Here is a 12,975-nt window from a genome sequence, read left to right on the forward strand (position 1 = left end):
CTCATAAAACTTGCTTAATTGCTCATAAATAGACCGAACAGTTTGCGCGTCAATTCATCCTACTTAACGAATAATGTATTTAAATTTGAGGCCATTATATTTGTGGATGAAAAGTATTAATAAAAATTCAAAAGACTAAAAAAATAATATCCTTTGAAGTCTAGCTGATGTTAAATCCCACCGGCTAAAGTTTTTTATTTTACTGTCGATCCTTTAGGATGGCATTTATTGCATCTAAATAGACAATCAGAATCTTGCGCATTAGAACTCGGAAATTGGTTTTTTAAAAGATTTAAGAAATCATTTGTCATGCATTCGGTTGCATTCACACAAAAGGATCCGGTTAAAAGTAAAAAAAACATTAAATTTTTCATTATTTTTTCTTAGTTTGTAACTAATTACTTCGAAATTTAAACAAAAGCAATGTCTGCTCAATTGAGTTATTGTCACTAGCTGGCTAGAGCTTTTCTCAAAGCGATAACTCACGAATTATTTATGTACAAGCCTTTTTGGAAATGGGTATGTAATTCATAAGTTTTAACGAAAAATGTTAAAACCAGAAAAAATTAAAGAAAAATTAAAAAGTTTATTTTGGATTATAAAGGTTAATTTTAAATCTGAACCACACATTTAATAGAATGAATATGGTATAAATTGACCAATTGATAAGTCGTTTTTTTGGTGATCAGCTATTGCTTAATTTAAATAGGTTAGGCTGTCGACTTTTTATAAGGAGGATTAGGGTTTTGTTGAATCTGTTTTTCAGTTAGGGCTTCATAAGTTTCTTCTTCATCATTCTCGTCTTCTTCTTCCACGACTCTGCTTAATGTGTATAGACGTTGATAGTCACATGAATAAGCAATGCACTCTGTAAAGAGAGTTAGAAACATAAAGAAAAGTTTTCCCTTCATTTAGATCCCTTTGGTTATTGAGACCAACACTATACACAGAATAAACTTTTTTTACAACAAAAAATTGTTTTTTTATAAAATTTATTTAGAAACTGTTTTTTTAAGTTTTAAAAAAAATGATGTGAGACAAAAAATATGCAAGACTTGATGAATGAATTGATTCGCTCAGGAAATACAAAACGTCTCAGAAAGGCTTTAAAAGCCTTAACAGGGTATGAAATTGCCGAATTTTTGAATAATCAGCCTCAAAAATTTCAATTACGTATGTTCAAAGAGCTTCCTGAAAATTTAACATTCGAATGTTTTGATTATCTTTCTCAGGAAACACAGAACTTTCTTTTACATGCATTGCCTTCCTATCAAGCAGCCAAGCTTCTCAAATCTTTTGCACCTGATGACCGAACAGCTTTTCTAGAAGTTTTACCTAAAGAAACAGTAGATGAATTTGTCAAATTATTGCCTATTAGCGAGCGCTTGCTCACTTTAAAATTGTTAGGTTATCCAGAAAAGAGTATTGGGCGCTTAATGACAACGGATTATTTAGCTGTTTTACCGCATTGGACAATTGAAAAAGTTTTAGATCATATTAAAGAATATGGGCATGACAGTGAAACAATCGATTATATTTATGTGATTGATTACAAAGGTAGATTAATTGATGACATTAAGTTAAGAGATCTTCTTTTTATATCGCGGAATAAGCGAGTGGAAAGTATTTTAAATGGAAATGTGATTGCTCTTTCAGTTAAAGAAGATGAAGAAAGAGCTATTAATGTGTTCCGTATGCATGATCGCTCAGCTTTACCTGTCATTGACAATGAAGGAGTCTTATTAGGAATTGTGACAATTGATGACATTCTTCGTTTATCAGATGAAGAGGCAACCGAAGATATTCAAAAAATTGGGGGAATGGAAGCCTTAGACAAACCTTATATGCAAGCACCTTTTCTAGAATTAATTAAAAAAAGAGCTGGCTGGTTGGTCATTCTATTTTTAGGTGAAATGATGACTGCAACAGCGCTGGGGTATTTCGAGAAAGAAATTGCTCAAGCAGTTGTTTTAGCTTTATTTTTACCTTTAGTGATTTCCAGCGGAGGAAATGCCGGTTCGCAAGCTGCGACATTAATTATTCGTGCGATGGCACTTGAAGAAGTTAAACTTAAAGATTGGTGGAAAATAGTTAAGCGAGAATGTGCTTCAGGAGTTGTTTTGGGGTTAATTCTAGGGTTAATTGGATTTTTAAGAGTCATTATTTGGAGTCAGTTTTCAAATATCTATGGAGATCATTGGTTTTTAATTGCTCTTACTATTTACTTTTCTTTAATCGGAGTGATCTTATGGGGAACTTTTTCTGGAGCTGTGCTTCCTTTAGTCTTGCGCTATTTTCGTTTTGATCCAGCCACCTCTTCAGCTCCTTTTATTGCAACAATGGTCGATGTTGTGGGGCTAATCATTTATTTTATGGTTGCTATCTTTCTGTTGAAAGGAACGCTTTTATAGCCAATGCGTAATAATTAATTATCTCTGCCAAAACTTTTTATTCAGGCTAAGGAGTATTTGGCGTAACTGTCTCATGATTTTTAAATTCTTTAAGTTATTTTAAAGGTTTAATTAGCAAATTTTCCGTATTTTAAACAAATAAAATTAATTCATTTTATTAAAAGACTTATCTTCAAATAATTTTTCTTTGTGTAATGAAACTTTTTTGCTAAAATATTCGATCTCTTGTCAAGAATAGGCAAAAAATCATTAATTAAGGATTTTTTATGGCTGTCAGTGTGTTTAATTTATTTTCGATTGGTATTGGCCCTTCGAGTTCGCACACAGTTGGACCCATGCGCGCAGCGCGACAGTTTGTGGTCAATTTACAGTTAAACGATATGTTAGTGGATGTCCACAGAATAAAAATGGAGCTTTATGGCTCATTGGCTTTAACAGGAAAAGGACACTCCACAGATATTGCTGTTTTGCTTGGCGTAGAAGGAAATGCTCCGGAAGGAATCGACCCAAGAGATGTAGAGCCACGCATTAAATGGATTCGGGAAAATTGCAAAATCTCTTTACTTAATTCTCGATTGATTGAGTTTCAAGAAGAAGTTGATTTAATTTTCCATTCTGATAAACAGCTTCCTTTTCATCCCAATGGAATGCGATTTACAGCCTTTAATACCTGCCATCGAGAAATATCTCAAGAAGTTTTTTATTCAGTAGGCGGTGGCTTTATTGTCGATCATCATGCAGCCATGAAAGATGAAACAATTTGTCAAAATGATCATCATTTACCTTATCCTTTTAAAACGGCGGATGAATTATTACTTCTTTGTAAAAAACATAATTTTTCAATTGCTGAATTGATGTGGGAAAACGAAAAATCTTGGCGTACAGAAGAAGAAATTGAAATAGGACTTCTCAATATTTGGAATGTCATGCAGACTTGTGTAAAGCATGGCTGCGAAAAAGAAGGGGTATTACCTGGGGGCCTAAATGTTAAAAGACGCGCAGCAAGTATCTATCGATATTTACAAGAACAAGAATTAAAACCTTTAGAAAAGCGAGATCGTGCTGAAGTTATAGATTGGGTCAGTCTGTGGGCATTGGCTGTCAATGAAGAAAATGCAGCAGGAGGGCGTGTTGTCACAGCTCCAACGAACGGAGCAGCCGGAGTCATTCCCGCTGTGCTTCATTACTATGAAAAATTTATAAAAAATTCAAATTCTAAAGGAATTATCACTTTTTTATTAGTTGCTGGAGCAATTGGAATTTTATACAAAGAAGGAGCTTCGATTTCAGCGGCAGAAATGGGGTGTATGGGAGAAGTTGGGGTTGCGTGTTCAATGGCAGCAGCTGGCCTTGCAGCCGCTCTTGGTGCAAGCAATGAACAAATTGAAAATGCAGCAGAAATCGGAATGGAACATAATTTGGGATTAACCTGTGATCCCATTAAAGGTTTAGTGCAAATTCCTTGTATTGAAAGAAATACAATGGGGGCTACTAAAGCGATTAATGCAGAAAGATTAGCTAGACTACATGGAGATGGTACGCACCGAGTAACTTTAGATCAAGTAATCGCCACAATGAAACAAACTGGCCATGATATGATGTCTATTTATAAAGAAACATCTCAAGGTGGGCTGGCTGTTAATGTACCAGAATGTTAGGCTAAAGAAATAACTGCAAAAATAAAGCTGTTTAAAAATCTAGTTGTTTTAGTCTTGTCATTGCCTTTTAATTTTTTCAATATTTTTAGGATTCCATGCAAAAAGTTGAAGAACGAGAAGCCATTACCCTTACTAATCAAGGTGAAAAAATTTTCGCTATTTTACACCGCCCTCTCAAAACTACTCCGGTTCCCGCTGTTGTCATCTGTTCTGGATTTGGAGGCACCAAAAATGGTAAATTTCGAATTTTTGTTAATTTGGGTAAAGAATTAGCGAGGCAAGGAATTGCTGTTCTTCGATTCGACTATCGAGGCGCTGGGGATAGTGAAGGGGAGTTTGAAGATCTCACTTTAGAAAGTAAACTAAGTGATACTTTAGCCTGTTTAAATTTTTTATCCAAAGATCCTCAAATTGATCTTAACCGTATAGGAATACTTGGGCGCTCTTTAGGTGGGGCAATTGCTGTTTTAGCTGCTTGCGAATATCCTTCTATTAAAAGCTTGGCACTCTGGGCTCCTGTTTTCACGAGCGGACCATGGAAAAAATTATGGGACTTAATTCAATCTAATCCTTCTCTTTTAGCTACAAATGAAATTCTAAAACATCTGCCTTCACTTACTCCCAATAAAGAGTTCTTAAAACAGTTTTTTGAGCTGAATATTGAGCAAAAACTAACACATATTAAGAATGTTCCTATTTTACATATTCATGGCGAAAAAGATCTTATTGTAAAGATTGAACATGCAAAAGCTTATAAAAATGCTCGAGAATCCATTGAAAATACTAAATTTATCTTGCTCCCGCAGTCTGATCATGATTTTTCGGATAAAAGTGAGCGAGAAAAGGCACTTCAGGAAACCTGTACTTGGTTTAAAGAAACTTTGTAAAATATGATCATGAGCATTGAGGTAGCAATGATTTCTTTTAGCCCGTTGCAAATTCACCGTTTAAAGTATCAACCTCAGCTTCCCCTCCTTTTGCAAGATTTAAGTGTAATTGCAGCAAATTTTGAAAAATCAATTTGTCTCTCTGATTCTGCCTTGCAAGAGCAGTTTCCACAAACATTTCAGCAACCTATTATTACTTTTCGCCGCGGCAACAAAAAAGAAGCCACACCTTTAAAAGTAGGTGTCGTGTTATCTGGAGGTCAGGCTCCAGGAGGACATAATGTGATTGCCGGTTTATTTGATGCCTTAAAGCAAATCCATCCAGAAAGCATATTACTGGGTTTCCTTGACGGTCCTTTAGGAATATTGAAGAACACCTCTATCGAATTAACAAAAATGGTGATCGATTCCTATCGCAATCAAGGAGGATTCGATATGATCGGATCTGGGAGAACAAAAATCGAAACTCCCGCTCAATTAGAAGCAGCCATGTTAACTGTTCAAACTTTAGCGCTGGATGGATTAGTCATTATTGGAGGAGACGATTCTAACACCAATGCAGCTATTTTAGCAGAATATTTTAAACAAGTTGGCGTAAAAACTTCTGTTATTGGAGTTCCAAAAACAATTGACGGGGACCTTAAAAATGAATTTATAGACATTTCATTTGGATTTGATACTGCTAGTAAAATATATGCGGAATGTATTGGAAATATTTTGAAAGATGCTTTATCAGCAAAAAAATATTATCATTTTATTAAATTGATGGGCCGCTCTGCTTCTCATCTTGCTCTCGAGTGCGCTTTATTGACACACCCTAATTTAGTTTTTATTAGTGAAGAAGTTGCAGAAAAGAAACAAACTCTTCAAGAAATTGTTGGGCAAATCACTACCATGATTTGTAAAAGAGCTGAAAAAAATCTTCACTACGGAGTGATTTTAATACCGGAAGGTTTAATAGAATCTATCTCTGAAATTGGAGCGTTGATTCAGAAGCTCAATGAATTACTTTTTTCTCACTCAGAAAAAATAGAAGGATTATTAATAACGGAAGAAAAAGATAATTATATTATTTCTCAGCTTACTTCAAACGAAGCAAAAACATTTTTAGCCCTCCCAAAAGAGGTACGCGATCAACTTTTGTTAGAAAGAGACTCACATGGAAATGTACAGGTATCGAAAATAGAAACGGAACGTTTATTAATAAAGTTAGTAGAAAAAGAGCTAAAACGACTTAAGCAAGAAGGCATTTATAAAGGAACATTTAGCCCTCAACCTCAATTTTGTGGTTATGAAGGACGGTCTGGATTACCAAGCAACTTTGATTGTCAATATTGCTATGCTCTCGGATTTGTAGCTACTTTGTTGGTTCAATCCGGTGTTACGGGTTATATGAGTTGTCTAAAAAAATTATCAGAGCCTATTGAGAGATGGAGCCCTATGGGAGTGCCAATTTATCGAATGCTTCAGATAGAAAAAAGACAAGGTAAACAAAAATCTGTGATTCGAAAATTTCTTGTCGATTTGCAAGGACCGTTTTTTAAACAGTATGCCTCAGTAAGAGACCAATGGCAAATTACTGATGACTATCGTTCGCCCGGCCCCATTCAGTTTGAAGGACCTAAAAATCTGACTGAGGTGAAGCCTCTTTCACTTTTGCTTTAAAAAAGTTTGGCAAAGAATTTTTAGAGCGCTATATAGAAATTAAATAAGTTTTGAAAGAAGTTTAACAAATTTGAACGGCATCTTTAGTTTTTTTGAGGCAATATGTATAAAAATGTGATCATGTCTATTTTTGCAATTTTGATGGTGGGAGTGATTTTTTTAGCTGCAAATATGAAAGATGCTTATAAAGTGCTTCCGGGGCCAACACAAAGCGAAAAAATTGTTCCTCCTTATGCAGAATGGAGAGAATTTACTTCTGAATCAGGAGATTTTAAAGTTTTATTTCCTTCTATGCCTCAATATGCTAAAGAAGCTGTAAATGTTCCTAATACAGATGTTAAACGTCGTTATGCGATGTATGCAGCTGAAAAAATTAATGGGACCGTTTTCATGATCAGTGTCATCACTTATCCCCAAGACTTCAATACAACCAATAAAAATGCAATTGTTCGATCAGTTATTGATGAGTTAATTGCTAGTGATCCAGCTAACCATCTTTTAGAGCAAAGAGACGCCATTTTCCAAGAGCAGTCAGCTATTGATTTTCATCTTGTCAATAAAGAATTTGATATTGAAGGAAAGTCTTTTATGATAGATAAAACTGTTTATGTGTTAACTTACGTTGCTAGAAATAGAGATTATGATATAGCTGATTACAAACATTTTATTGAATCTTTTCGTCTCTTGTCTAAAATACCGTCTTAACATTGTAATAAAGAATTAACATTCTCTTATTTACAGGCGAAAGTTGATTCAAAAATGCTGTAAAAAATAACAATTGAAAACTTAACCCTGAGATAAGTATTCTAGCAGTTAAGTAATTTTTATTGATTTTAATTGCATTGAATCTTATGGCACAAAAGCCCTCTTTTCATTCTTGTCAATTATGTGTCTCTTTAATTGATCTTACCTGCGATGCGTTTATCTATCAAATTCAACAACTTCCTTCGCAAGTGGACTTAATTGAAATTCGATTAGATAAGCTGTTAAAAATTGATTTTGCAGAATTAGATAGATTAAAAGAGATAGCTCATCGTCCTTTAATTTGGACACTTCGAAAAAAATCACAAGGAGGAAATTTTTTAGGAAATATTCAAAAACAGTTTTTAATCTTTAAAGAGTTAGCTAAAAGACAGCCTGACTTTGTCGATATAGAAGCGGATATTCCTTTAGAATGGCTTCAAGAGCTTCAAAAAATTTCTCCTCAGACACAGTGGATTATTTCTTGGCACGAAGTGAAGGAGACACCTCATCTAAAAACCTGCTTAGATCAATTATATGCCTTGCCTGGAAATTATTATAAATTAGCTTGCTATACCCATTCTATCATTGATTCTCTCAAACTTCTTGAAATGGCTCAGCAAGAAAATAAACATTCGAGGCGCCTGTGTACAATCGGCCTCGGAATGAAGGGGCAGTGTACGCGAATTTTAGCTCCAGTAACGGGTCAACCATTTACATTTGCTTCTTTAAAAGAAGGCTTAGAATCTGCCCCTGGACAGATTTCATTTCAAACGCTTTTTCAAACTTATCGCTTTAAAAAACTTAGCCAGCAAACGGAAATTTTTGGTTTAATTGGACATCCAATCGATAAAAGTTTGAGTCATTTGACCCATAATGCTGTTTTAGATCATTTAAATCAGAATGCTGTTTATATTAAATTTGATGTCGAAGAGACAGAATTGGAATTGTTTTTTCAGCATATCCAACGTTTTTCTGTTCGTGGATTTAGCGTGACAATGCCTCATAAAGAACGAGTAAAAAAAATTCTTGCTTTGAATATGGATGATGAGAGTCATTTAGCTTGTAACACTCTTTTGTTCAGCTCTTCAATAATTAACGGAACTAATACAGATGGAATCGGAGCTTTAAAAGCACTAAAAGTCGAAGACTTAAAAGATAAGAAATTGATTTTACTTGGAGCAGGAGGAACCTCCCAGGCAATTGCTTATGAAGCAAAAAAAAGAGGAGCGGAAGTTACGATTTTAAATCGCACAGTTTTACGTGCTAAAGATGTTGCTGAAAAGATTCAGGTAAAGTGGGGAGGCTTTGAACAACTTAAAGAGGCTAAAAAAAATGAATGTGATATTCTAATTCAGACGACTTCTGTGGGGATGTCACCTCATGTGGATGCACTAGTTGTTTCGGCTGACTGGATTCCCCAACAAATTACTGCTTTAGACGTGATTTCACACCCTTTCGAGACTCTTTTTTTGCAAAAAGCGCGTTTAAAAGGTTGCGAAATTCATCACGGGATCGAACTTTTTATCCATCAAGCTGCCTTTCAATTTGGTTTTTGGTTTAATAAACAGTTCGATCAAAAACTTATTGAACAAACAATACGAGAGGCACTTCCAATGCCATTTAATCAAAAAAAAGTTGCTGTTCAAAAAAGCGCTTTAGCGGGAGAAATTTCTTTACCTCCCTCAAAGTCTCATTCAATTAGAGCTATTTTATTAGGGGCAATGACTCAAGGCATTTCACGTGTTAAAAATTTATTAGATTCTCCCGATGTGGAACATGCTAAGTTGGCGGCTATAGCATTAGGAGCTAAAATTGAACAGGTTCAAGATGAGTATTTAATTTCAGGTGTTGCTGGCCAACCTAAAACCCCTTCAGGGATAATTGATGTTGGAAATTCAGGTCAAGTTCTAAGATTTGCGGGGGCATTTGCAGCCTTAAATCATGGATATACTGTCATCACGGGCGATCATTCAATTTGTTCTAACCGTCCAGCACAACCACTTTTAGATGGGCTAAGATGTTTGGGAGCTTTTGCCAAATCAACAAGAGAGAATGGGTACGCCCCTTTAATTATCAAAGGACCTATTTATGAAGGAACAGCAGAATTAGAAGGACAGGATTCGCAACCCGTCTCCGCTCTATTGATGGCATCAGCATTTATTCATGGCACAACAGAAATTTTCGTTAAATATCCAGGTGAAAAACCTTGGATTGACCTCACTCTTCACTGGTTGAACCGTCTAGGAGTTTCTTATATTAATCAAAACTATGAATACTTTAAGATTGAAGGCATTCAACAAAGACCTCATTTTGAGGTAAATATTCCAGGCGATTTGAGTGCTGCCGCCTTTCCTGTAGCAGCAGCTATTTTAACTCAATCAAAAATCACTTTGTATAACGTTGATATGAGTGATGTACAAGGAGATAAACAAGTAATCCATGTTCTCCAAGAAATGGGAGCTGATATTCAAATTGATCAGGCAAGTCACACGTTAACAGTTTTACCAGGGGCTTTATTGAAGGGAACAACTATCGACGTCAACCCCTTTATTGATGCTGTTCCTATTTTAGCTGTTCTTGCTTGTTTTGCAAAAGGGGAGACCCATTTAATCAATGCAGCAATTGCTCGACAAAAAGAAAGTAATCGATTGAGCTGTATCACTATTGAGTTAAAAAAAATGGGGGCGCAAATTATGGAAACAGATGATGGGTTACTGATTCGTAACTCTAACTTGCGAGGGGCTATTGTTGAGAGTTATGATGATCATCGTCTAGCAATGGCTTTAATCGTAGCTGGGCTGGCTAGCGAGGGCATTACTGAAGTGAAAGGGATTGATTGCATCAAAAAGAGTTTTCCCAACTTTATTCAAGATTTAAAAAAACTTGGGGCTCGGTTTACATGATTTCTAAAAGAAGCGTTGCTTTGATTGGTCTACCTTTGTGTGGGAAAACAACATGGGGGCAATGGCTGGCTAAAAAATTTGAGTATGCCTTTATTGATACAGACTGGCTAATTCAACAAAAACATCCTACGTTAACATGTCGAGAAATTTTTCAATTATTTGGGCAGTCCTATTTCCGTTCTTTAGAAAGGGATGTCATTGATGACTTAAAGCCAACTAAACAGGTGATTATTGCAACCGGAGGTGGGGTGATTTATAATGATCAAAATCGAAATGCGCTAAAAAAATATTGTCGGTTAATTTATTTGAAACTTTCTTTTTCAAACTGGAAAGAGCGTATTTTCAGTCAAACTGAGTTACCAGCCTATATTTCTCAAGAACAATCTTCGGATGTATCTTTGAAAAAACTCTATGCAAGCAGAACGTTAATTTATGAAAATTGGGCAGACCAAACTATCGATATGAACGGATCTATGAACAACGATTTTTCTGTTCATCTACTCATGAGCCTTCAATTTGTTAAAGAGGAAAATAATGGCATCTAACAGTTTTGGTCATTTATTTAAAATGACGACTTGGGGGGAATCTCATGGAAAAGCGATGGGCGTTGTGATTGATGGCTGTCCCTCTGGAATTTTTCTAACTGAGCAGGACATCAATCAAGAGCTATATTGGAGGAAACCTGGCCGCAATGAACTAACTTCACCAAGGCTAGAAGAAGATCAAGTAGAAATCTTATCGGGTTTATTTAATGGACAAACAACTGGAGCCCCTATCTCTTTGATCATTTGGAATAAAGATGTAAATTCCAGCGCTTATGAAGGAATGCATACCCTTTTTCGTCCAGGCCATGCAAATTATACCTATTCAAATAAATACGGGATTTTTGATTATCGAGGAGGTGGCCGAGCGTCAGCAAGAGAGACTGTTTGCCGTGTCGCTGCTGGAGCCATTGCAAAGAAAATATTATCAGACGTTGGAATTTCAGTGGTTGCTTATCTCTATTCCATAGGAGAAATAGAGGGAAAAATTGAATTATCAGACCATGTAAATAACGTGCCTTTATTGCAACAAACCATTCGCAATAGTTCCCTTTTTTCTCCCTCACCAGCTGCTGAAAAAATGAAAGGCGTTTTAGAAGAAGCCAGAAAAGAGGGGGATTCTGTGGGAGGGATTGTTGAAGCAATGGCTTTTAATGTTCCTTGTGGATGGGGTGACCCTGTTTACGAAAAATTAGAGGCAAATTTGGCAAAAGCTATGCTGTCTATTCCAGCTTCTAAAGGATTTGAGATAGGAGAGGGATTCAAGGCTTCTCAGATGAGAGGAACTGAACATAATGATTTATTTGGAATCCAAAATGATCAAATTTCTTTTGTAACTAACCATGCTGGAGGAACTTTGGGGGGAATTTCAACAGGGGAGCCTATTATCATTAAAGTCCCTTTTAAGCCAACTTCAAGCATAAATAAGGTGCAGACTTCTTTGAATGAGAAAGGTGAAATTTGTGATTATCGTTTACCCACTGGATCTCGTCACGATCCTTGCGTTGCCATTCGCGCTGTTCCTGTTGTTGAGGCTATGATGGCATTAGTATTAGTTGATGCTTTTTTGATGAGCAAATTTTGTCAGCTGAATTGAAATTTTGAGCAATAGATGTTCTTTATTTTATCTATTTTTAATTAAATAGATAGATATTTTAAAACTTTTATTGTAAAAACTTATAAAGTTAAATCAATTTATACTATTTATTTTATTAATTGATTTAAGTTGATGCATTGCTTACCCCTAATTTATTTACCCATGCCTTTTTATGCCTCTGTTTGTTTTAAACGCCTCGAAATAACAAAACCTACTTGGCCGTCTTAAAATCAACGATTCTGTTAGAAAAAACGACTGGGAAAATAACAAAATTTTTTAGTCATTCGCGGAATTCTTATGAAAAAAAATCCTTCTTTGTATTTTATTTTATTTTTAAGCTTATTTTGCTGTGGACAAATGATTTCGGCAGCTACATTACATACAATTTTAGTGGCTGACACGATTCATGACATCAATTCCATTACGGTCCCAGATTTGGCAAGGTGGCAAAAAGAACTGCAGATGATTGCTCAATCTACGCATATGATTTTAAAAGAGATAACTTTTGAAGGGAAACGTTTCCGCAAACAACTCATTGTTGATTATTTAAAAAATTTTTCCGTTAATCATGACGACGCCGTAGTGTTCATTTTCTCTGGACATGGTTATCGAACGCGAGACAAAAAATCACCTTGGCCTTTTTTAATATTTGAGCTTGATAAGCATGGAATGGATTTAAAATGGATTGACGAAATTATTCGGTCTAAAAAACCCCGTTTTTCTTTAGTTTTAGGGGATTGTTGCAACAATTACATTGAAAAAGGCTTTTTAGGTGAGAATAAAAATATCTTTGTCAATTTACGTTTAGTAGAAACAGATCCTTCTGGTTACAACCAGTTATTTTGCCGAGCAAAAGGGCATATTATTGTTTGTAGCTGCAGTCCAGGAAATTTCTCTTACGGATCTCCTTTTGGAGGATTATATTCACAGTGTTTTCTCGTTAGCTTAAACAGAGAAATATCTCAAAAATTTCCTAGTTGGAAAAAAGTTTTAGAAAGAGCCAATGGTTACATTCAACAAGTGCAAATACCTGTTTGTGAAATCAACCATTGATAACAATTTCTTGATA

The 12,975-nt window shown here is 35.4% G+C and carries 10 protein-coding genes; 9 read left to right on the plus strand and 1 reads right to left on the minus strand.

Features of this window, described 5'->3' with window-relative positions:
* Positions 1-710: 710 nt before the first annotated feature.
* Positions 711-911, minus strand: a complete 201-nt coding sequence (locus PC_RS04225) for a hypothetical protein (protein ID WP_011175426.1) — start codon at positions 909-911, stop codon at positions 711-713.
* 135 nt (positions 912-1,046) lie between these two features.
* Between PC_RS04225 and mgtE the strand changes: the two genes are divergently transcribed.
* From mgtE to PC_RS04270, 9 genes are all read left to right on the plus strand, one after another.
* Positions 1,047-2,411, plus strand: coding sequence for a magnesium transporter (gene mgtE / locus PC_RS04230; RefSeq protein WP_011175427.1), 1,365 nt, complete (start codon positions 1,047-1,049; stop codon positions 2,409-2,411).
* Positions 2,412-2,677: 266 nt separating this feature from the next.
* Positions 2,678-4,069 (plus strand): L-serine ammonia-lyase, encoded by a 1,392-nt coding sequence (locus tag PC_RS04235; protein ID WP_011175428.1) that lies wholly within the window; start codon positions 2,678-2,680, stop codon positions 4,067-4,069.
* Positions 4,070-4,164: 95 nt separating this feature from the next.
* On the plus strand, positions 4,165-4,956 hold the full coding sequence (locus PC_RS04240) for an alpha/beta hydrolase family protein (protein ID WP_011175429.1): 792 nt from the start codon (positions 4,165-4,167) through the stop codon (positions 4,954-4,956).
* Between the two features lie 27 nt (positions 4,957-4,983).
* Positions 4,984-6,621, plus strand: a complete 1,638-nt coding sequence (locus tag PC_RS04245; protein WP_044045408.1) for a diphosphate--fructose-6-phosphate 1-phosphotransferase — start codon at positions 4,984-4,986, stop codon at positions 6,619-6,621.
* Positions 6,622-6,723: 102 nt separating this feature from the next.
* Complete coding sequence (locus tag PC_RS04250) at positions 6,724-7,326, plus strand: hypothetical protein (RefSeq protein ID WP_011175431.1); 603 nt, start codon at positions 6,724-6,726, stop codon at positions 7,324-7,326.
* Between the two features lie 146 nt (positions 7,327-7,472).
* Positions 7,473-10,268, plus strand: coding sequence for a 3-phosphoshikimate 1-carboxyvinyltransferase (aroA, locus tag PC_RS10360; protein WP_079890403.1), 2,796 nt, complete (start codon positions 7,473-7,475; stop codon positions 10,266-10,268).
* Complete coding sequence (locus PC_RS04260; protein WP_052278647.1) at positions 10,265-10,813, plus strand: shikimate kinase; 549 nt, start codon at positions 10,265-10,267, stop codon at positions 10,811-10,813. Before aroA ends, PC_RS04260 begins: the two co-directional genes overlap by 4 nt.
* Positions 10,803-11,906: a chorismate synthase gene (gene aroC, locus PC_RS04265; protein WP_011175434.1), complete on the plus strand. Its 1,104-nt coding sequence runs from the start codon at positions 10,803-10,805 to the stop codon at positions 11,904-11,906. The genes PC_RS04260 and aroC overlap by 11 nt, the downstream gene beginning before the upstream one ends.
* Before the next feature lie 297 nt (positions 11,907-12,203).
* Positions 12,204-12,959, plus strand: coding sequence for a caspase family protein (locus PC_RS04270; protein ID WP_044044936.1), 756 nt, complete (start codon positions 12,204-12,206; stop codon positions 12,957-12,959).
* Positions 12,960-12,975 lie beyond the last annotated feature (16 nt).

The sequence above is a fragment of the Candidatus Protochlamydia amoebophila UWE25 genome (assembly GCF_000011565.2).
GTDB classification, from domain to species: Bacteria; Chlamydiota; Chlamydiia; order Chlamydiales; family Parachlamydiaceae; genus Protochlamydia; species Protochlamydia amoebophila.